A 20,718-nucleotide genomic window follows, 5' to 3' on the forward strand; every position below is an offset into this window, starting at 1 on the left:
TGAAATTAATTTCACAAATCCCTGAAAATAAGCCGCAGCAAAGTGCGGCACAGGAGGTAAATATGGCAAATAAAAATAGTGACGATAAAATCAGATGTTCTTTCTGCGGAAAGCCCCAGGAACAGGTAAACCGTCTGATCGCAGGACCGAACGGTACCTATATCTGCGACAGCTGCGTGGATATCTGCTCGGAGATCCTGGAAGAGGAATTCGAGGATGAAGAGTTTGAAGAGGAAAATTTAAACGACATCAATCTGCTGAAACCCGAGGAGATCAAGGCGTTTCTGGATGAGTATGTCATCGGGCAGGATGATGCGAAGAAAGTGCTTTCCGTAGCTGTTTATAATCATTACAAGCGGATTATGGCGGAGAAGGATCTGGATGTGGAGATTCAGAAGAGCAATATCCTCATGCTGGGCCCCACAGGTTCCGGTAAAACTCTGCTGGCGCAGACTCTGGCGAAGCTTCTGAATGTGCCGTTCGCCATCGCGGACGCCACTTCTTTGACAGAGGCCGGATACGTGGGCGAAGATGTGGAAAATATCCTGCTGAAAATTATCCAGGCCGCGGATTATGATATGAAGCGGGCGGAAGTCGGCATCATCTATATCGACGAGATTGATAAGATTACCAGAAAATCGGAAAACGCTTCGATCACCAGAGATGTGTCCGGAGAGGGCGTACAGCAGGCGCTGCTTAAAATTATCGAGGGAACCGTAGCGTCGGTGCCTCCCCAGGGAGGCAGAAAGCACCCGCACCAGGAGCTGATTCAGATCGATACCAGTAATATCCTGTTCATCTGCGGGGGTGCTTTTGACGGCCTGGATAAGATTATCGAGACGAGAATGGACCAGAAGTCCATCGGATTTAACGTAGAAATCGCCAGCCGCCGGGAGAAAAACTTAGGCGAGGTCCTAAAGCATGTTCTGCCGGAAGACCTGATCAAATACGGACTGATTCCGGAATTCATCGGCCGGCTGCCGGTTGTGGTATCCCTGGATTCCCTGGATAAAGCCGCGCTGGTCAAAATCCTGACGGAACCTAAGAATTCCCTGATCAAGCAGTACCGCAAACTTTTTGAGCTGGACGGCGTTAAGCTGCTGATCGATGACGAAGCCATTGAGATGATCGCGGAAAAATCCATCAAGAGAAAAACAGGGGCCAGAGGACTGCGTTCCATTATGGAAAAATCCATGATGGATCTCATGTTCAAAGTGCCTTCCGATGATAATATCGTGGAATGCAGACTGACGAAAGAGGCGGTGGAAGGGTCACAGGAACCGGAAATCGTCCGCAGGCAGGCGATAGAGGCGGGAACGCAGACCCGTTCCCAGAAAAGGAAATTATTCGGTAAGGCGGATGAAATCGCCTGATCCGATGGAATAATATGGACGAAGGAGGAAGCGGTATGAGTGAGCTTATTCGACATTTACCGGCAATTGCACTCAGGGGAATGACAATTCTTCCGGATATGATAGTACATTTTGATGTAAGCAGAGAAAAATCGATCAAGGCTACGGAAGCAGCCATGCTCCAGGATCAGAATATTTTCCTGATCGCGCAGAGGGACGCGGAAGCGGAGGAACCGAAGCAGGATCAGCTCTATAAAATCGGGATCATAGCGGTGATCAAACAGATCATTAAGCTGCCCAACAATATACTGCGGGTGCTGGTAGAAGGAATCGAACGCGCGGAGCTGTCATATCTGGAAACCGATGGTGCGTATCTGAATGCTGAGGTGATCCGGTTTGATACGGAGGAATTGGAAGAGATTCCCGAGAACAGCCGGGAAGCCATGGTCCGGAACTTAAAAGAGATTTTCGGGCAGTACGCGATGGAGAATCCAAAGCTTGGAAAAGAATTGATCAAGCAGCTGCTGGAAATAGCGGATCTGAAACGGCTGGTGGACCAGATTTCCATCAATATCCCGTTATATTATGAGGAAAAACAGAAGATTCTGGAAGCGGTCAACTTAACGGCCAGATATGAGCTGCTGAGTGTCATACTGAGCAATGAGGTGGAGATCAGTAAGATTAAAAATGATCTCCAGCAGAAGGTGAAAGAACGCATCGATAAAAATCAAAGAGATTATATTCTCCGGGAGCAGTTAAAGCTAATCCGGGAGGAACTGGGCGAGGATAATACGGTTTCCGATGCGGACCGCTTTGCCGAGGAACTGGAGACATTAACAGCGCGGGACTCCGTCAAGGAGAAGATCCAAAAGGAAATCCAACGCTTTAAAAACAGCGGACAGAATTCTTCAGAGTCCGCCGTACAGCGGGCTTACATTGAGACCCTGCTGGAAATGCCCTGGGATAAGAAGTCCGAGGACAAAGAGGATATCAAAAACGCAAAACAGATTCTGGAGGAGGATCACTACGGACTGGAGAAGGTGAAAGAACGGGTGCTGGAATTCCTGGCCGTCCGCAAGCTGACCAAAAAGGGCGACAGCCCGATCCTGTGCCTGGTGGGCCCTCCCGGAACCGGAAAAACATCCATCGCCAGATCTGTGGCCAGAGCTCTGGACAAGCAGTATGTGCGGATCTGTCTGGGCGGCGTGCGGGATGAGGCGGAGATCCGCGGTCACCGCCGTACCTATATCGGGGCGATGCCGGGCAGAATCGCCGCCGGCCTTCGGCAGGCGGGAGTGAAGAATCCGCTGCTGCTGCTGGACGAGATCGACAAGGTGAGCAGTGATTATAAAGGGGACACTTCCTCCGCGCTTTTGGAGGTGCTGGATTCTGAGCAGAACTGCCACTTTCGGGATCACTATGTGGAGATTCCCATCGATCTGTCCGAAGTGCTGTTTATTGCCACAGCCAACGATGTGAACGCGATCCCAAGGCCTCTGTTAGATCGTATGGAACTGATCGAGGTGGGCAGCTATACGGAAAATGAAAAGCTGCACATCGCCAAAGAACATCTATACCGGAAACAGTTGGAGAAACACGGTCTGACTCCAGAGCTTCTGACCATCAGTGACGGCGCTTACAACAAGATGGCCCGCGGCTATACCAGAGAGGCCGGTGTGCGTAATCTGGAACGGAAGATCGGTGAGATCTGCCGGAAAGCGGCCAGGGAGATCATGGAAGACCATAAAAAGAGGGTCCGGATCACGGAGAATAATCTGGGCAGGTACCTGGGAAAAGAGCGGTTTGTCTTCGATATGGCCAATGAAACCGATGAGATCGGTATCGCCAGAGGCCTGGCCTGGACCAGTGTGGGCGGCGACACCCTCCAGATCGAGGTTAATATCATGCCGGGCAAAGGAGAATTCCGTCTGACCGGCCAGATGGGTGATGTGATGAAGGAATCCGCTCAGGCAGGAATCAGTTTCCTGCGCTCCATCAGCAAAGAATATAAGATTTCGGATGATTTCTTTAAGAAAAACGATATTCATATACATATCCCGGAAGGGGCGGTTCCCAAGGACGGTCCCTCCGCGGGTATTACCATGGCGGCGGCGATGCTCTCCGCCATGACGAAGATCCCGGTCCGGGCCGATGTGGCTATGACCGGTGAGATCACGCTGCGGGGCAGGGTGCTTCCGGTCGGCGGATTAAAGGAGAAGATCCTGGCCGCGAAAAACGCCGGAATTAAGATGGTACTGGTGCCGGCTAAGAACAAACGGGATATCGCGGAGATTTCCCAGGAAATCAAGAAGGGCATCGATATCCGGTATGTGGAAAATATGACGGAAGTATTGGAATATGCCCTTGCAAAGTAGGTGAGACAGCCCATGATTATTAAAAATGTAAGTCTGGAAACCGTCTGTGGAATCACCAGCCAGGTACCGGAAACGGATAAGCCGGAGATCGCCTTCGCGGGCAAATCCAACGTGGGTAAATCCTCCCTGATCAACGGCCTGATGAACCGGAAGGCCCTGGCCAGGACATCCTCGTCGCCGGGAAAAACGCAGACCATTAATTTCTATAATATTAACGACCAGATGTACCTGGTGGATCTGCCAGGCTATGGTTACGCGAAAGTATCCAGGGCGGAGCAGGAAAAATGGGGGAAGATGATCGAGCGTTATCTGCACGGTTCGAAGCAGTTAAAGGCGGTGTTCCTGCTGATCGATATCCGTCATGATCCGTCCGCCAATGACCGGATGATGTACGACTGGATCAACCATCAGGGATTTCAGCCCATTATCATTGCCACGAAGCTGGATAAGATTAAGAGAAGCCAGCTGCAAAAACAGATCAAACTGATCCGCACCGGCCTCAAAGTGCCGGAGCAGGTACCGGTACTTCCCTATTCTGCGTTGACCAAACAAGGCAGGGAAGAGATCTGGGATTATATGGAGCAATTCATCAATGAAGAATAAATATGTATTTGCAGGAATCCTGCTGGCGATGATCACTGCGGTCAGCGCCGCAGTGATTCATTTTACCACAATTACAGAAGAGCCGCATGAGGAAAGGGAGGGAGCACTTGAGGTGGTCACCTCCTTTTATCCTATGTATATCGCGGCTGAGAATGTCATCGGGGATATCACCGATATACATCTTACGAATATGACCAGGCCCCAGACCGGCTGCCTCCATGACTATCAGCTGTCCCCGGAAGATATGCAGACTTTGTCGGGCGCGGATGCGTTTATCATCAACGGCGGAGGGATCGAGAGCTTTCTGGACACAGTGCTGAAAAATTACCCTGATCTGCCGGTAATCACAGCCAGCGACGGGATAGCCATGCTTGAGGTAAAAACGTTTGGAATATCCGGGCCGGAGGCAGATATGGATAAAGGGCATGACCATGGGGACAGGAATCCTCATGTGTGGATGGATGTCTCCAAATATATGCAGGAAGTGGATAACATTGCAAAGGGACTTGCATCCCTGGACCCGGCTCATGCGGATCAGTACCGCCAAAATGCGGATAGGTACTGCGAAAAGCTGGAACCGCTCCAGACGGAAGCGCAAGAGATCACACGGGATGCCGGGCAGACCAATATTATTATTTTCCATGACTCCTTTGCCTATTTTGCGGACGCGTACGGGCTGCAGGTAGCGGATGTCATCGAGCTCGAAGAGGATAATACCCTGAGCGCCGGTCAACTGGCCCATCTGATGCAGGTGATCCAAGAGAAAGAGGTAAAAATGCTGTTTGTGGAAAAACAGTACAGCACGAAGGTAGCCGAGGCGGTTGCAAAAGAAAGCGGCACCAGGGTATATGTCCTGGATTCCCTGGTCACCGGAGACGGGGACCCTGACAGCTATATCCGGGGTATGGAAGAAAATCTGGCAGTATTGAGGGAGGCGCTGTAGCTCATGGGAATACACACAGAACCCTGCGGCCTGCACTGTATAAAAATGAATCATATCGGTGTGGTCCGGGGAGGAAAAGTGATCCTGGAAGATATCAATATCCATATTCACTGTGGTAAATTAAATGTCATCATCGGTAAAAACGGCGCGGGTAAATCCACACTGGTCAAAGCAATGTTGGGGGAGATCCCCCACACCGGCGAGATCGTATTTACGAACCAGGAGAACGGGCAGGTCCAAAGCCTGCACATCGGATATGTCCCCCAGAGTATAAATATCGACAAAAATACCCCCACCAGCGTATATGATCTGATCGCCGGTTTTTCGAGCCGTGTCCCGGTTTTCTTAAAAAAGAGCCGGAAAGAGCATGAAAGAATCCGGGAACAGCTGTCTAACTTCCAGGTGGAGCACCTGATCGACGAGCAGGTCTGCAATCTGTCCGGCGGTGAGCTTCAGCGGGTGCTCTTATCCCTGGCGACGATCCAGGATCCGGACCTGCTGATCCTGGACGAGCCCGCTTCCGGCATAGATCAAAACGGCATGGCCAAATTCTACCGTACGATCTATGACTACAAAAACAATCATGATCTGGCTATTATTCTGGTTTCCCATGATCTGGAATATGTGGCTGAATATGCGGATGAAGTAATCCTTCTGGATACCAGAATCCTAAAAGACGGCCCGCCGGCGGAAGTTTTCGAAAGCGAGGAATTCCGGGGTGTATTTGGAGCCGTCCGCTATCAATTAGAACAGGAGGAAGCGAAATGATCTATGAACTGCTGGAATCTGTCCTGCCTTTTTCCTGGGTACAATACGATTTTATGAAGCAGGCCTTTCTGGCCATCCTGCTGATCACCCCCCTGTTCGGGATCCTGGGTACCATGATTGTAAATCACAAAATGGCCTTTTTTTCCGACGCTCTGGGACACTCCGCCCTGACTGGCGTAGCCGTCGGCGTCCTGTTCGGGATACCGGACACGAATCTGGCCATGCTGATCTTTGCGGTACTCTTTGCCCTTGCTCTGAACCAGATCAAGAGCAGAAACCTGATGGCAACCGATACGATCATCTCTGTGTTCTCCTCTTTCAGCATCGCCATCGGCCTGGTTATCCTGGCCCAGGGAGGTAATTTCAGCAAATATTCGAGCCTGCTGGTTGGTGATATCTTAAGTATTACCCCGCGGGAAATCCTCTACCTGGTCCTGCTGCTCATAGGAACGCTGATTTTCTGGATTTTCTGTTCAAATCAGCTGAACTCCATCAGCATCAACCGGTCCCTTGCCGCCAGCCGCGGAATCCGGGTAAAGCTGATCGAAAATCTCTTCGCAGTCTGCATCGCAGTGATCGTCATGCTCTCCATCAAGTGGGTGGGAATCCTGATCATCAATGCCCTTTTAATCCTGCCCGCGGCCTCCGCCCGGAACATCTCTGAAAATATGCGGGAGTACCATTTCTTCTCCATATTGTTCTCCCTGTTCTCCGGCATTGTAGGACTCATTATATCCTATTATGTGAATACGGCTACCGGACCAACGATTGTCATTATCGCGTCGGTGATCTTCTTCGCTACGTACTTCTATTCACGGCATGGGAAGTAGCGGGGCAGCTTTCTCTTGTAGAGACCATGGTTCTTTGATAAAATAAGATGGAAGAACTCGTTATGGAACAGTTCTAAAATTCCGGTAATTGTAATATAACTTACAAGATAGACAAGCTTAAAAAATATAGACACTAAGTGCTCATAGCAATAAAAAATAGTAGCGCTCGAAAAAGCCTCGCTGACTATTTTTCATGCATCGCACGTAAGCGGCTATAAAACAGCCGCTAAGTGCTCATAGCTATGGTGCGGGGAAGGACAAGGGTTATGAATAAGGCCACAAAATACTTCAAGACGATATTGAATCTGCTGATCTGGATTGTGGGAATCGTGCTGTTGTGCTATTTTGCTCCGAGGCTGATTGTATTCTTCATGCCGCTGGTCATAGGATGGATCATTGCGATGATCGCGAATCCTCTGGTACGGCTGCTGGAGCGCAGGCTGAAGATTGTGCGCAAGCACGGCTCCATGCTGATCATTATCGGGACTCTGGCGTTGGTGGTGCTGGTTGGTTATCTGGCCATATCAAAAATTATTACCGAGCTGGGAAGTTTTGTCGGAAATCTGCCTGAAATGTATGAGTCGGTATCTATGGATTTTGCAGAAGCGGGACAGAAGCTCTCCGTTTTTTTTCAAAAGCTCCCTCAGGGCGTGCAGGAGTGGTGGGCGGAAGTGTCTGCTGATTTTGGCAGTTACGTAAGCGGGATCATGCAGGGAATCGGCAAGCCTACCGTGGCGGCTGCCGGTAACCTTGCAAGGAACCTTCCGTCTGTGCTGATTTCTATTATTTTCGCAGTTTTATCCGCCTATTTCTTTATTGCGGACCGGGAGAGAATCCTGGCATTTTTCCGGCGCCATACCCCCCAGGCCATCCAGAAGAAAGTGGACATGATTACCGGGGATTTTAAGCATATACTGGGCGGTTATTTCAAAGCACAGTTCAAAATCATGGGAATTGTGGCACTGATTTTGTTTATCGGATTCGTATTCCTGGGAGTCAACTATGCGATAATCTTTGCGATACTAATTGCCATTCTGGACTTTTTGCCATTCTTTGGTACGGGAACGGCGCTGATACCCTGGGCATTATTTAAAATATTAACCTCGGATTACCGAATGGCCATCGGCCTGTTGATCATCTATGGTGTGAGCCAGCTGATCCGCCAGCTGATCCAGCCGAAGATGGTGGGGGATTCCGTGGGTCTGGATCCGCTGATGACCCTGTTATTCATGTTCCTTGGATACCGGATTGACGGGGTACTGGGGATGATTCTGGCTGTCCCGTTGGGCCTGATTATCCTGAACCTGTATAAAGCAGGGATCTTTGATGATATGATACGGGATGTGAAAAGCCTGGTGGATGATTTTAATACGTTCCGTAAAAATTAAATACCAAAAGATAAGGAGAGGGCACAATGATATACACAGTAACTTTCAATCCATCCTTAGATTATATCGTGCGGGTCCCGAATCTGGCAGAGGGAGCGACCAACCGGTCGGAAGGGCAGGCCCTGTATCCGGGAGGAAAGGGAATCAATGTGTCGATCATGCTGTCAAATCTGGGGTATGCCAGCAAGGCTCTTGGATTCTCGGCAGGATTCACAGGGAGAGAAATAGAACGGCTGCTGGCAGAAAACGGCTGTGACGCGGAATTCATCCCGCTGCACCGTGGGAATTCCAGAATCAACATAAAAATCAAGTCTGGGGAAGAAACTGAAATCAACGGCCAAGGTCCCCATATCCCATCGGAAGCTCTGGAAGCGCTGTTTCAAAGGCTGGATGCCTGCGGCCCGGAGGATATCCTTGTATTGGCCGGAAGTATACCGAATTCCCTGCCCACCGACATCTACGAACAAATCATGCGCAGACTGCGGGACCGCAAAACGCGCATTGTGGTAGACGCCACGGGCGATCTCTTAAAAAATGCGTTGAAATACCATCCGTTCCTGGTAAAACCAAATGCCGCAGAGCTGGAAGAGCTCTGCGGCATCCGGTGTGACACGATGGATAAAATAAAGCAGGGAGCGATCCGGATACAACAGGATGGCGCCCTTAACGTACTGGTATCCCTGGGAAAAGACGGTGCCCTTCTCATAGACCGGCATGGGCAGTTCCATACCTCCCCGGCTCCATCCGGCATATTGGTAAACTCCGTTGGTTCCGGAGACTCGATGGTAGCCGGATTCCTGGCCGGATATCTGAAAGAACAGGACTACGCCGCCGCGTTTCGTATGGGTATCGCTGCGGGGAGCGCTACCGCCTTCCAGGAATGGCTGGCCACAAAAGATCAGGTTCTCAAAGCGTATCAGGAACTGCAGCCGCTATAATCAGGGCTGCAGTTCCTTTGATCAAGGCCGCGGTATCTCTAATCAGAAGCAGCGGTCACTTTCTCAAACATCTCCTGTATTTCCCGGTTAATCCCTCGTACAGTCTCCTTATTCACCTTAAGCACGGCACGATCGTAAGTAAACAGGCCGTTGATCTCATCCTCCACATCGCTGACCTGGGTATATACGGCCGCGCTTAACCCCGATTCCACGTTGGCCAGCACCGCCTCCCGGTAAAGCTTCTCATAAGCTTTTGTCAATTCCTCCCGGCTCTTCAGGATCCGGTACCCAAATAACCGTCTGGACACCATATGCTTCCGGCAGGGCCAGCTATATCCCCCGAATTCCGTCAGCGCCTGAATACGTCCGCAGGGGTCCTTCTTCATCCGGAACCGCTTATTATACACATGATAACTGCAGATGTCCCCCGCCCCCTGATCATACCAGCCGCTGGCATGATCGATCAGCCTGGTGGAATCCAGCTTGTGCAGCGCCTGTGTGATCCGCACTGCGTCAAACTGTCCCCAACCCTCATTAAAAGGAACCCAGACAGCCAGACTCACCACATTATACAGGGCCTTAACCGTATCCCTCATATTCTTCTCAAATATCCTGCGTCCCAGGGGATCTCTTCTCCCAAGCAGTTTGTACCGGTTATCCTTCACTTCCACGCCCAAAAATGGAAGATTCCGGACCACCCAGATATCAAAAGGCCCCCCTCCGCTGACAAAATCCTGCCACACAAAAAGCCCCAGCCGGTCACAGTGATAATACCACCGCATAGGCTCGATCTTCATATGCTTACGCAGCATATTAAAGCCCAGCGCTTTCACACGGCTCAGTTCCTCCACAATCGCCTCATCTGACGGCGCCGTATAAAGACCGTCGCTAAAATACCCCTGATCCAGCAGTCCATTATGGAAAACCGGCCGTCCATTCAACGAAAGCCTGGGACAACCGTTTTCATCTACCATCATCCCGAACTTACGCATCCCAAAATAGCTCTCCACGCAGTCCTCACCTACCGTCAAAATAACCCGATAAAGAAACGGAGATTCTGGACTCCAGCTCTTAAACTCCGGAACCGACACCCGGATCCGGTTACTCTGAAACTTCTCCCGCACCACAGCGGTATCTCCGTCAAAAATCTCCACCAACACTTCCGAAGGCAGCAGATGATCCTGAAAAAACAGAGTAAAATCCACGCACCCCTCATCATAGTGAGGAGTAATCTTCAGATCCCGAATATAGACTTCCGGCACATACTCCACCCAAACCGTCTGCCAGATCCCGCTCTGGGGAGTATACCAGATTCCGCCCCGCTCCATTTTCTGTTTCCCGTAAGCCTGCAGCCCGCCATCCGATTCATCCGTAACCGCCAGCTGAATCAGATTTGCCCCATCCTTCAAAAAATCTGTAATGTCAAATGAAAACGGCCAATAACCGCCCTCATGCGCTCCCACGGTATTCCCATTACAATACACGGTACAGCACTGATCCACCGCTCCAAAGTGGAGCAGAACCCGTTCCCCGTCCCCCGCGTCAAAACGCACCTTTTTCGAGTACCACAAAGTCTGCCCCGGTTCAAGCATCCTTTCCACACCCGATAAAGCGCTCTCCGGCGAAAACGGCACCACGATCTCCCCATCAAACCGAGTAGGAATCTTCCCCGGCACTCCATCCAGAATCGCGTACTCCCACACCCCATTCAAATTCTGCCAATGCCCGCGCATCAACTGCGGCCGGGGATGCTCCGGCAGCGGGCACTTCCGGTCCACCTTTTTTCCCCACTTCGTATATATCGTTCTCAAGCCATCCCAATTTTCGCCCATACCGCATCATCCCTTCCATCGATATTTTATGAAACTAAATCAACCCTCAAACCCAATTCTAACCCAACCCCCAAAACCTAAAACCTTATAGAAAACCAAGTTAGAAACAAATGAAACATAATAATAATTATCTTACTATAAAACTATATTCATAACAACCCGCCCGAAGGATCATTTTATCTTATTGACCAGTAATTCCAGCTCCAACAGCACAAAATTCTGTAGGTACACAGCGCAAAATTCTAGAGGGTACACAGCGCAAAATTCACTTGCAAAGTAAAAATCGGTTTGATATACTAGGTACGTATATCTGGTTATAAATGAAATAAGCGGGGGCCTCCTCCCGCAGTTTTCGGGTCTAAGATCTCAAATTTATTGAGTGTGGAATGTTCAATAGGACTAGTGGACTGCCTGCGTTTGATAGGCAAGAAATCTGGAAAGTTGAAGGCAGATAAACTGCCGGGTGATAAGATGAGTCAGGTTATGAATATTTTGGGATTGCAGATTATGGACTACAGCGCACAGGAAGCTTTGGAACTTGTAAAAGAATATCTGGAAAATGACTGTCTGAACAGCCTGGAGCTATTGACACCGGAGCTCTTTGTCGCGGCGGACGAAGACCCGGAATTAAAAGAGGCGATCAGGTCTATGGATCTGTGTATGGCCAGAGAAAAAGAGATTCTCAGTATACTGGAGATGCCGGACCCGCAGCGGGTGCAGGAGATCGAAGATAACGTATTCTTGCGGGAACTGATCAAAATGCTGCAAAGCGAGCATAAAAGTCTGTTCTTACTGACGAATACAGAAATGGAACTTGAAAAATTTTATGAATATATGACAGAACATCATCCTATGGTTAACATTGCCGGCAGCTGCGCCACGAATACAACTACCGGGGATGAGGATGTCATAGTGAACGAGATTAACAGTGTTGTGCCGGATGTGGTAATGGCGGCATTAGATTCTCCGTTTCAGGAAGAGTTCGTGATCCGGAATAAGCAGAAGATCAATGCGAAAGTATGGGTTGGTATGGGAAAAAGCCAGAGCGGGATAAGCGATACAGGAATAAAAACCAGCTGGCTGAGCAAACTGATTGAGAAGAGCATTTTCAAGAGAAGAGTCACGAAGTACCGAGATCAGGAAAAGGAGAATCAGGAAAAATGAATAAGAGAAGTACCTGGGTGGATTATCTGCTGATCCTGGCAGGTACGGGGCTTATGGCGGTGGCCATCAATGTGATCTATGATCCCAATGGCCTGGTTACCGGCGGTTTCACAGGTATTGCCATAATAGCGAAGGAAATGACAGGGCCTTTGCTGAAAGGCGGTATCCCGCTTTGGCTTACGAACCTTTGTCTGAATATTCCGGTTTTTCTGCTGGCGGCTAAAATAAAAGGAGTCCGCTATATAGGAAGAACGCTGTTTGCTACCGTCGCGCTCTCCGCGTGGCTGTATGTGATCCCGGTGTTCAGCCTGATGATCGATGACCTGGTCCTGGCGTCCCTGTTCGGCGGTGTGATCAGCGGAATCGGAATGGGCCTGGTGTTCCTGGCCAGAGCCACCACAGGCGGAACCGATATGGTGGCTGCCCTGATCCAGCACTATCTGCCCCATTATACGATCGCTCAGATCATGCAGGTGGTGGACGCTCTGGTTGTGCTGGTGGGCGCGTATGTATTCGGAATCAGCAAGGCATTGTATGCGGTAATCGCGATTTTTGTGGTTTCCAGAATGTCGGACGGAATTATAGAAGGATTAAAATTCTCAAAAGCGGCTTTTATTATAACGGAGCGTCAAAAAGAAGTCTCGGATATGATTATGAGTGAGCTGGACAGGGGACTGACCGGCGTCCCAGCGAAAGGGATGTACTCAGGGGCGGACAAGCTGATGTTATTCTGTGTAGTCTCCAAAAAAGAGATCGTGCAGCTCAAACAAATCGTGGTCAAAATGGACCCTAACGCTTTCGTAATTGTGACAGATGCCCGTGAAGTGCTGGGAGAAGGGTTCCTGGAAGTGCATTTGTGAACTGTGTATACCACAAAAAAACAGATTTACCATAAAAAAGTTGAGGAAATGCATAAAAAAATTCGTATTTCCTCTTTCTTTTTTTGTAATATTGCATTAATATATATGTTAGGTTACTTTTGAATCGCGGGGAATCTTGTGGGCGCTTTGTGAAAAATAACTATATTATGTAGAAGGAGTGAAGCAGATGATATCCAACCAGATACTTCAGAACACAATTGAAGGGTTGAAAGCAATTACCAGAATTGATTTATGCATCGTAGATACGGAAGGGAAGCCATTGGCGACGACGTTTGCGGGAGCAGAGGTCTATGAGAACGCTGTGCTGGCTTTTGTGGAATCCCCAGCAGATGCCCAGGTAGTACAGGGGTGCCAGTTTTTCAAGGTCTTTGATGACCAGCAGTTAGAGTACATATTACTTGCGAACGGCGGCAGTGACGACGTCTATATGGTTGGGAAGATTGCTGCATTCCAGATTCAGAACCTTTTAGTAGCCTACAAGGAACGTTTTGACAAGGATAACTTTATTAAGAACCTGCTTCTTGATAACCTGCTGCTGGTCGATATCTATAACAGGGCCAAGAAGCTGCACATAGAGACAGATGTGCGCAGGGTGGTCTTTATCGTGGAAACTGACCATGAGAAGGATAACAACGTCATGGAAAATATCCGCGGCCTGTTTGGAACGAAATCCAAAGATTTCGTGACGGCAGTGGATGAAAAGAATGTAATCGTGGTCAAAGAAGTGGCTGTCAACGAAGGATATGAGGATCTGGACAAAACCGCCAGGATGATCCTGGATCTTCTGACCGCTCAGGGTGAGACCGATGTGCACATCGCATACGGAACTGTGGTCAATGAACTTAAAGAAGTATCCCGCTCCTATAAGGAAGCCCGGATGGCCCTGGACGTGGGCAAAATTTTCTTTGACGAGAAAGATATTATCGCATACAGCGCGCTGGGGATCGGCCGTCTGATTTATCAGCTGCCCATTCCGCTGTGCAAGATGTTTATCAAAGAGATCTTTGACGGCAAATCGCCGGATGATTTTGACGAAGAGACATTGACAACGATTAACAAGTTTTTCGAGAACAGCCTGAATGTTTCCGAGACCTCCAGACAACTGTATATCCACCGGAACACGCTGGTATACCGTCTGGATAAACTGCAGAAGAGTACCGGACTGGACCTTCGGGTGTTTGAGGATGCCATCACCTTTAAGATCGCACTGATGGTTGTAAAATACATGAAGTATATGGAGTCGATAAATTACTAATCAGATACAGGAGGTAACATGATCGAATTAAAGAACGTAAGCAAATCCTATTCCACCGGCTCGCCGGCAGTGAAGAACGTAAGCTTACATATCGATAAGGGGGAATTTGTGTTCGTCGTCGGCAACAGCGGTTCGGGCAAGTCGACGTTGATCAAGCTGCTGCTAAAGGAGCTTGAACCCACAGAAGGCTCCATCATTGTGGGTAATAAAGTGCTGGGGGATCTGAAGCAGCGTCAGATCCCAAGATACCGCAGGAATATCGGCACGGTATTCCAGGATTTCCGGTTGTTGAAGGACCGCAATGTCTATGAAAATATTGCGTTCGCACAGCGGGTGATCGAGACACCCACCAGAAGAATCCGCAAGCAGGTACCGGCGATGCTCTCGCTGGTTGGGCTTGCGGAGAAATATAAGTCATTTCCGAAACAGCTCTCCGGAGGGGAGCAGCAGAGGGTGGCGTTAGCCAGGGCGCTGGTAAACGGTCCGGCTATTTTGTTATGTGACGAGCCCACCGGTAATCTGGACCCGAAGAATTCCTGGGATATCATGCAGCTGTTAAGCGAGATCAATGAGCGCAGGGGAACCACCATTCTCGTGGTCACCCACAACCGTGAGATTGTGGATGCCATGCAGAAAAGGGTCGTAACTATGAATAAGGGCGTTATTATAAGCGACGAACAAAAAGGCGGGTATAACAATTATGAGGCTTAGTACAATTGTCTACAGTCTCAAACAGGGACTGAAAAATATATATAGAAATAAAATGTTTTCGCTGGCATCGATTGCCACGATGTCAGCCTGTATTTTTCTCTTCGGACTTTTCTTCGCTATAGTGATGAACTTTCAGAGTATGATCAAAGATATAGAGGCCGGGGTTGCGGTCACCGTTTTCTTTAAGGACAATATAACGGAAGAGCAGATCCTGGAGGTAAAAGGCAAGATCGAAAAGCGGGATGAGGTTTCCAATGTGATCTACGTCTCCGCGGATGAAGCGTGGGAGATTTTTTCCAAGGATTATCTGAAGGACGCCGGCGAACTGGCAGAAGGTTTTGAACAGGACAACCCCCTTGCCAAGGCGGCCAACCTGGAAGTCTACATGAACGACGTATCCAAGCAGAAAACGCTGGTGTCCTATATCACTTCATTGGATGAGGTGCAGAAGGTGAACCAGTCTGAGATAACCGCCAATACCCTGAGCGATTTTAATATGCTGATCGGGTATGTATCAGTTACCATTATCTTTATCCTGCTGGCGGTGGCTGTGTTCCTGATCAGTAATACGGTTACGATCGGCATCGCGGTCCGGAAGGAAGAAATTGCAATTATGAAATTAATCGGTGCCACGGACTTTTTCGTGCGCGCGCCGTTTGTGGTAGAAGGCCTGCTGATCGGCTTAATCGGCTCGGCGATTCCTCTGGGGATTATTTACTACCTTTACAGTAAGCTGGTGGATTATGTGCAGACCCAGTTTATCACTCTTGCACGGTTGTTTGTATTTCTGCCGGCGGAGGAAGTGTTCCACTCCCTGCTTCCGGTTGGACTGATTTTGGGAGTCGGTATCGGGTTCCTGGGTAGTTTCTTTACGATCCGTAAGCATTTGAGGGTATAGGTGTTGTCCATGACGAAGCGAATATTAGGGGTTCTGCTGTCCGGGGTACTGATAACGGTCATGGCGGCGCCCGCTTTTGCAACCTCCCTTCAGGACGCGAAGAAGGAAAAAAGCGGAATAGAATCCAATATAAAAGAAGTTGAACAACAGATAAAGGATATGAAGGTGACAAAGGGAAACCTGGAGGATTACATAAAGAAGCTGGATTCCTCCCTGAACCAGATCGTCGATGATCTGGGTTCCCTGGAAGAACAGCTGACCGAGAAAGAGCAGCAGATCGCCGATACACAGGAGGCACTGGAGCTTGCCAAAGAGCAGGAAGCCGATCAATATGAAGCGATGAAGCTGCGCATTCTATATATGTATGAGAACAGTACGGGTTCCCAGCTCTCGATGCTTTTGGAGGCAGGCAGTATATCGGAATTACTCAAACGGGTGGAGTACATGAGTGCCATGTCAGAGTACGACCGGAAAATGCTGGTGAAGTTTCAGGAGACCAAGGAATATATTGAAGAGACGGAAGAAAAGCTGACCCAGGAAAAGACGGAGCTGGAAGATATGAAGTCTGAGGCCGAGGACCGAAAATCCAGCGTGGAGTCCGCGATCAAGAAAAAGAATGATGAAATCGAGCGGTACGAAAATGACATTGCAGACGCGGAACAGTTAAAAGAGGAGTACGAGCAGGAATTAGCCCAGATGACCCAGGTTATGAAGCGTCTGGAGGAAGAAGAGAAAAAACGCCAGCAGGAGTTGAGTAACAGCGGGCAAACAGGGCAGACTTATGATAACGGACAATTCGCCTGGCCGTGTCCGGCCAGTACCAGAATCACCAGCGATTATGGGACCAGATATCATCCGACTCTGGGATATGAGAAATTCCACAACGGAATTGATATCGGAGCGCCTACCGGTTCCTCGATACTGGCGGCTTATGACGGCGAAGTTGTCAGCGCCGCTTACGATTCGGTCATGGGAAATTATGTGATGATCAATCACGGCAGTGGTTTATACACGATCTATATGCATGCTTCCGCCCTTTACGTATCCTCCGGGCAGAAAGTATCCAGGGGGGAGCAGATAGCGGCAGTAGGTTCTACCGGCCGCTCTACCGGCCCGCATCTGCATTTTACGGTTCGGTTGAACGGAAGCTATGTCAGTCCATGGAATTATGTCAGTTAACTGAGAACAGGCAAAATTAAGAAAGGGCTGTCTTCGGACAGCTCTGCTTCGCTTATAGGAGGCAAGATGCAGGAAAAAAGAGAATGGAATCAAGAGAATGAGCGGGAAAAGGATGGAGATATCGAGCCGGAAGATTTTCAGATGAATGATCCGAAGAGAAATCATGGTGTCTGGAAAGGCTTTTTTGGGGGAGTTTTGGCCACTTTATGTGTCCTGGCTGTCGTATTTTTTATTAAGAGTCTGGAACCGAAAGGAGCGGGAGCACAGCCCTCGCAGACCCCTGGAGATCCGGCGGCAGAACAGCAGCTTGACACGGATGCGATTGACCGGAAACTGGAACAGATCAAGTCTCTGATCGATACCAGGTATATGGGGGATATAGATGAGGAGCAGCTCGTTGAGACCTTGTATTATGGATATGTGGCAGGGCTCGGCGATCCCTATTCCGTCTATTATACAAAAGAGGATTACGTCTCTTTGATGGAATCCACCACCGGTATTTATAACGGGATCGGTATTCTGATGTCCCAGAATATGAAGACCGGAGTGGTCACTGTGCTGAGAGTGTTCCGGGATTCCCCTGCCGAGGAGGCGGGACTGCAAAGAGGCGATATCCTCTACAAAGTGGCCGGCCAGGAAGTGACCGGTATGGACCTGCAGAGTGTAGTATCCGTTGTAAAGACCAGCAACGACGGTGTCGGCACTGTGCGTGTGGAGGTCGTCCGGGATGATGAGACAGAACCGCTTAAGTTTGATGTGGAACGCCGTGAGGTGACGGTTTCTACTGTAGAGTATGAGATGCTGGACGATGGGATCGGTTATCTGCTGATTACCCAGTTTGACGATCTGGTAACCCAGCAACAGTTCCAGGAAGCCATGGAAGATCTGAGAAACCAGGGGATGACTTCACTGATTATCGATGTAAGGGATAATCCGGGCGGCGTGCTGGATTCGGTGTGCAAGACCCTGGAGCAGATCCTTCCGGCCGGGCTGATCGTATACACGGAAGATAAATATGGCAACCGCGAGGAGATCAGCGGAGAGGGGAAAAACCCGTTAGACATTCCGCTGGTAGTCCTGGTCAACGGCAGTAGTGCCAGTGCAGCAGAAATATTTGCCGGGGCTGTAAAAGATTATGGCATCGGCACCCTGGTAGGAACCACAACCTATGGAAAGGGAATTGTACAGAAAATCTTTGACTTGGGAGATGACACTGCGGTGAAATTAACCGTGTCGAAATATTTTACGCCAAAGGGGAATTATATTCACGAAGTGGGAATCGATCCGGATGTGGAAATTGAATTGAACGACGATCTGAAAAAGATGGCGATCATCCCGAAGGAGCAGGATAATCAGCTGCAGAAGGCAATAGAAATACTGAAAGGGCAGTGAGCAGCACATTGGTATACCGATCTGGGCGGGAAAACGCACGCAAGGAGGAAACAATGAGCAATAACAATGGTGTGGAACGCTGCGAATATATCCATGTACATGAGGATATCGTGGAAAAAGTGAAAAACCGTATACCGCCGGAACAGGAGTTGTATGATCTGGCTGACTTCTTTAAGGTATTTGGCGACAGCACGAGAATCAAAATCTTATATGTTTTGTTCCAGGCGGAAATGTGTGTCTGCGATATTGCACAGCTGCTTGGCATGACACAGTCGGCCATCTCGCACCAGCTGCGCGTGCTGAAGCAGATGAAACTGGTGAAATTCAGGCGGGATGGAAAGACGATCTTCTATTCCCTTGCGGATGATCACATTCAAACGATTATGAACCAGGGGCTGGAACATATAGAAGAATAAAGGTGTTCCGCGGACATTTGGTGTGGGGGATACCGTAAGACACAGCAACAGGAAACTGTTCAGAAAAAAGAGAAGTGAGGAGAAGAGGAGAGAATGAGTAAAACAGATTTAGTATGGGTTTTGGTGGCGTTTGCGGTCTACATGCTGGGAATGCTTCTGATTGGATTTAGCTTCATGCGCAAGACCAAGAATACGGAGGATTATTTCCTGGGGGGCCGCGGCCTTGGAAAATGGGTGGCAGCCCTGTCGGCCCAGGCTTCCGATATGAGCGGTTGGCTGCTGATGGGACTTCCCGGCACAGTCTATGCGCTGGGAACCGGACAGTCCTGGATCGCCATCGGATTATTCCTGGGAACCGTATGCAACTGGCTTTTCATTTCGACCAGACTCAGACGGTATACGATACGCGCGAATAACTCGCTGACGCTGCCGGAATATTTTGAAAACCGCTTCCATGACAAGAAAAGGATTCTGCTGATCGCGTCTTCCATCGTGATCGTGATCTTTTTCGTCGTCTATACGGCATCCGCGTTTGCGGCCGGCGGTAAGATGTTTAATATCGTATTTGGAGTAGACTATCGCATCGCGCTGACCATCGGCGTGGTGGTTATACTGGGTTACACCTTTATGGGCGGCTTTATGGCCGTGTGTACCACAGACTTTATCCAGGGGCTTTTGATGCTGGTGGGGCTGATGACGGTTCCGATCCTCTGTTATGTAATTGTAGGGCCTGCGAATCTGTCCGATATCCTGGCTCAGACCAATGTGGCCGGAGGGGTGGATTCCTATCTGAATATCTTCCATAACGGCGGAAAACCTTTTGGGTTCATCGATATTATTTCCCAGATCGGCTGGGGACTGGGCTACTGCGGTATGCCCCATATTTTAGTCAGATTCATGGCGGTTAAGAGTGAGAAGGAACTCAAACAGTCCAGAATTATTGCGATTGTATGGGTGGCTGTCTCCCTGTTCTTCGGCTGCTTTATCGGTATCATCGGAAGGGCTTATCTCTTCCCCACGATCCTGGGCACGGAGACCACAGGCTCAGCTGAGAATGTGTTTATCAATATGATTGTTCAAGTATTTACAAAAGACATCCGTATTCCGTTCATCGGCGGTATTTTCCTGTGCGGCATCCTGGCGGCGATCATGTCCACAGCGGATTCCCAGCTGCTGGTCGCGGCGTCCTCCGCATCAGAGGATCTCTACAAAGGGGTCATCAACCCGAAGGCCAAGGATAAGAATGTCCTTTTATTGAGCCGGATCATTGTAGTCTGTATCGCGGTCATCGCCTACTTCATCGCCTGGAATCCCAACAGCAGTATTATGGGACTGGTGTCCAACGCCTGGGCGGGCCTGGGTGCCGCCTTCGGCCCCACGGTATTACTGTCCCTGTACTGGAAACGGGCGAATCTGGGCGGCGCCATCGCGGGTATCGTCTCCGGAGGCCTGACGGTTATTATCTGGGATTACATACCTCTTGTTAACGGACAGACACTGGGATCAGTGACGGGCCTGTATTCGCTGGTCATCGGCTTTGCTATCAGCCTGGTCCTGATCGTGGTGGTCAGCCTGCTGACCAAGGCTCCTTCCACAGAAATGCTTCAGGAATTTGAGGATGTGAGAAGCGGAAATATAGGTGTTGAATAAAACTGCGGCTCGGATGCCTCTGTATAAATAAAAACCGCGCCGGCTGTTATGGGTAACATAACAGCCGGCGCGGTTTTTTAATTTCATAGGAAAGTGCTCCTATGAAATTAAAACCCTCCGGGGGATCGCACAGCGGCGGAAAG

At 49.5% G+C, this 20,718-nt stretch carries 18 protein-coding genes; 17 read left to right on the forward strand and 1 reads right to left on the reverse strand.

The features are described 5' to 3' along the window. Nucleotides 1-62: 62 nt before the first annotated feature. From clpX to pfkB, 8 genes are all read left to right on the forward strand, one after another. Nucleotides 63-1,373, forward strand: coding sequence for an ATP-dependent Clp protease ATP-binding subunit ClpX (clpX, locus tag KTH90_RS21355; protein ID WP_158353001.1), 1,311 nt, complete (start codon nucleotides 63-65; stop codon nucleotides 1,371-1,373). Between the two features lie 35 nt (nucleotides 1,374-1,408). Then, nucleotides 1,409-3,727 carry an endopeptidase La gene (gene lon, locus KTH90_RS21360; RefSeq protein ID WP_158352999.1) on the forward strand — a complete coding sequence of 773 codons (2,319 nt, stop codon included), beginning with the start codon at nucleotides 1,409-1,411 and terminating at the stop codon, nucleotides 3,725-3,727. A 12-nt stretch (nucleotides 3,728-3,739) separates the two neighbouring features. Then, nucleotides 3,740-4,330 carry a ribosome biogenesis GTP-binding protein YihA/YsxC gene (gene yihA / locus KTH90_RS21365; RefSeq protein WP_158352997.1) on the forward strand — a complete coding sequence of 197 codons (591 nt, stop codon included), beginning with the start codon at nucleotides 3,740-3,742 and terminating at the stop codon, nucleotides 4,328-4,330. After that, nucleotides 4,320-5,273 carry a metal ABC transporter substrate-binding protein gene (locus KTH90_RS21370; protein WP_158352996.1) on the forward strand — a complete coding sequence of 318 codons (954 nt, stop codon included), beginning with the start codon at nucleotides 4,320-4,322 and terminating at the stop codon, nucleotides 5,271-5,273. The genes yihA and KTH90_RS21370 overlap by 11 nt, the downstream gene beginning before the upstream one ends. A 3-nt stretch (nucleotides 5,274-5,276) precedes the next feature. Next, a complete protein-coding gene (locus tag KTH90_RS21375; protein ID WP_158352994.1) occupies nucleotides 5,277-6,041 on the forward strand; it encodes a metal ABC transporter ATP-binding protein in 765 nt (254 codons plus the stop codon). Continuing rightward, entirely contained in the window at nucleotides 6,038-6,871 is an 834-nt protein-coding gene (locus KTH90_RS21380) for a metal ABC transporter permease (RefSeq protein ID WP_158352992.1), read from the forward strand. The genes KTH90_RS21375 and KTH90_RS21380 overlap by 4 nt, the downstream gene beginning before the upstream one ends. A 266-nt stretch (nucleotides 6,872-7,137) precedes the next feature. Continuing rightward, nucleotides 7,138-8,259 carry a sporulation integral membrane protein YtvI gene (gene ytvI, locus KTH90_RS21385; RefSeq protein ID WP_158352989.1) on the forward strand — a complete coding sequence of 374 codons (1,122 nt, stop codon included), beginning with the start codon at nucleotides 7,138-7,140 and terminating at the stop codon, nucleotides 8,257-8,259. Between the two features lie 26 nt (nucleotides 8,260-8,285). Beyond that, complete coding sequence (gene pfkB / locus KTH90_RS21390) at nucleotides 8,286-9,197, forward strand: 1-phosphofructokinase (protein WP_158352987.1); 912 nt, start codon at nucleotides 8,286-8,288, stop codon at nucleotides 9,195-9,197. A gap of 38 nt (nucleotides 9,198-9,235) precedes the next feature. On the opposite strand, the gene KTH90_RS21395 is transcribed toward pfkB, so the two are convergent. Beyond that, on the reverse strand, nucleotides 9,236-11,029 hold the full coding sequence (locus KTH90_RS21395; protein WP_238727452.1) for a glycoside hydrolase family 2 protein: 1,794 nt from the start codon (nucleotides 11,027-11,029) through the stop codon (nucleotides 9,236-9,238). A 441-nt stretch (nucleotides 11,030-11,470) separates the two neighbouring features. Here KTH90_RS21395 and KTH90_RS21400 point away from each other — a divergent pair, with 441 nt between their 5' ends. The 9 genes from KTH90_RS21400 to putP all read left to right on the forward strand — a co-directional run bounded on the left by KTH90_RS21400 (nucleotide 11,471) and on the right by putP (nucleotide 20,575). Next, complete coding sequence (locus tag KTH90_RS21400) at nucleotides 11,471-12,193, forward strand: WecB/TagA/CpsF family glycosyltransferase (RefSeq protein ID WP_158352984.1); 723 nt, start codon at nucleotides 11,471-11,473, stop codon at nucleotides 12,191-12,193. Beyond that, complete coding sequence (locus KTH90_RS21405; RefSeq protein ID WP_158352983.1) at nucleotides 12,190-13,053, forward strand: YitT family protein; 864 nt, start codon at nucleotides 12,190-12,192, stop codon at nucleotides 13,051-13,053. The genes KTH90_RS21400 and KTH90_RS21405 overlap by 4 nt, the downstream gene beginning before the upstream one ends. Before the next feature lie 187 nt (nucleotides 13,054-13,240). Beyond that, nucleotides 13,241-14,329, forward strand: a complete 1,089-nt coding sequence (locus KTH90_RS21410) for a PucR family transcriptional regulator (RefSeq protein WP_158352982.1) — start codon at nucleotides 13,241-13,243, stop codon at nucleotides 14,327-14,329. A gap of 18 nt (nucleotides 14,330-14,347) precedes the next feature. Continuing rightward, a complete protein-coding gene (ftsE, locus tag KTH90_RS21415) occupies nucleotides 14,348-15,040 on the forward strand; it encodes a cell division ATP-binding protein FtsE (RefSeq protein WP_158352981.1) in 693 nt (230 codons plus the stop codon). After that, entirely contained in the window at nucleotides 15,030-15,938 is a 909-nt protein-coding gene (gene ftsX, locus KTH90_RS21420) for a permease-like cell division protein FtsX (RefSeq protein ID WP_158352980.1), read from the forward strand. Before ftsE ends, ftsX begins: the two co-directional genes overlap by 11 nt. Nucleotides 15,939-15,947: 9 nt before the next feature. Continuing rightward, a complete protein-coding gene (locus tag KTH90_RS21425) occupies nucleotides 15,948-17,117 on the forward strand; it encodes a murein hydrolase activator EnvC family protein (RefSeq protein WP_158352979.1) in 1,170 nt (389 codons plus the stop codon). A 66-nt stretch (nucleotides 17,118-17,183) separates the two neighbouring features. After that, a complete protein-coding gene (locus KTH90_RS21430) occupies nucleotides 17,184-18,509 on the forward strand; it encodes a S41 family peptidase (protein ID WP_158352978.1) in 1,326 nt (441 codons plus the stop codon). A gap of 53 nt (nucleotides 18,510-18,562) precedes the next feature. Beyond that, nucleotides 18,563-18,925 carry an ArsR/SmtB family transcription factor gene (locus KTH90_RS21435; RefSeq protein ID WP_158352977.1) on the forward strand — a complete coding sequence of 121 codons (363 nt, stop codon included), beginning with the start codon at nucleotides 18,563-18,565 and terminating at the stop codon, nucleotides 18,923-18,925. Nucleotides 18,926-19,018: 93 nt separating this feature from the next. After that, nucleotides 19,019-20,575 (forward strand): sodium/proline symporter PutP, encoded by a 1,557-nt coding sequence (gene putP, locus KTH90_RS21440; protein ID WP_158352976.1) that lies wholly within the window; start codon nucleotides 19,019-19,021, stop codon nucleotides 20,573-20,575. Nucleotides 20,576-20,718: the final 143 nt, after the last annotated feature.

This window comes from Diplocloster modestus, assembly GCF_019042245.1.
Taxonomy (GTDB): Bacteria; Bacillota; Clostridia; order Lachnospirales; family Lachnospiraceae; genus Diplocloster; species Diplocloster modestus.

What these genes read in the sequence shown, in the direction of transcription:
- clpX (WP_158353001.1), top strand. Translation starts at nt 63, where the DNA reads ATGGCAAATAAAAATAGTGACGATAAAATCAGATGTTCTTTCTGCGGA.
- lon (WP_158352999.1), top strand. Translation starts at nt 1,409, where the DNA reads ATGAGTGAGCTTATTCGACATTTACCGGCAATTGCACTCAGGGGAATG.
- yihA (WP_158352997.1), top strand. Translation starts at nt 3,740, where the DNA reads ATGATTATTAAAAATGTAAGTCTGGAAACCGTCTGTGGAATCACCAGC.
- KTH90_RS21370 (WP_158352996.1), top strand. Translation starts at nt 4,320, where the DNA reads ATGAAGAATAAATATGTATTTGCAGGAATCCTGCTGGCGATGATCACT.
- KTH90_RS21375 (WP_158352994.1), top strand. Translation starts at nt 5,277, where the DNA reads ATGGGAATACACACAGAACCCTGCGGCCTGCACTGTATAAAAATGAAT.
- KTH90_RS21380 (WP_158352992.1), top strand. Translation starts at nt 6,038, where the DNA reads ATGATCTATGAACTGCTGGAATCTGTCCTGCCTTTTTCCTGGGTACAA.
- ytvI (WP_158352989.1), top strand. Translation starts at nt 7,138, where the DNA reads ATGAATAAGGCCACAAAATACTTCAAGACGATATTGAATCTGCTGATC.
- pfkB (WP_158352987.1), top strand. Translation starts at nt 8,286, where the DNA reads ATGATATACACAGTAACTTTCAATCCATCCTTAGATTATATCGTGCGG.
- KTH90_RS21395 (WP_238727452.1), bottom strand. Translation starts at nt 11,029, where the DNA reads ATGGGCGAAAATTGGGATGGCTTGAGAACGATATATACGAAGTGGGGA.
- KTH90_RS21405 (WP_158352983.1), top strand. Translation starts at nt 12,190, where the DNA reads ATGAATAAGAGAAGTACCTGGGTGGATTATCTGCTGATCCTGGCAGGT.
- KTH90_RS21410 (WP_158352982.1), top strand. Translation starts at nt 13,241, where the DNA reads ATGATATCCAACCAGATACTTCAGAACACAATTGAAGGGTTGAAAGCA.
- ftsE (WP_158352981.1), top strand. Translation starts at nt 14,348, where the DNA reads ATGATCGAATTAAAGAACGTAAGCAAATCCTATTCCACCGGCTCGCCG.
- ftsX (WP_158352980.1), top strand. Translation starts at nt 15,030, where the DNA reads ATGAGGCTTAGTACAATTGTCTACAGTCTCAAACAGGGACTGAAAAAT.
- KTH90_RS21425 (WP_158352979.1), top strand. Translation starts at nt 15,948, where the DNA reads ATGACGAAGCGAATATTAGGGGTTCTGCTGTCCGGGGTACTGATAACG.
- KTH90_RS21430 (WP_158352978.1), top strand. Translation starts at nt 17,184, where the DNA reads ATGCAGGAAAAAAGAGAATGGAATCAAGAGAATGAGCGGGAAAAGGAT.
- KTH90_RS21435 (WP_158352977.1), top strand. Translation starts at nt 18,563, where the DNA reads ATGAGCAATAACAATGGTGTGGAACGCTGCGAATATATCCATGTACAT.
- putP (WP_158352976.1), top strand. Translation starts at nt 19,019, where the DNA reads ATGAGTAAAACAGATTTAGTATGGGTTTTGGTGGCGTTTGCGGTCTAC.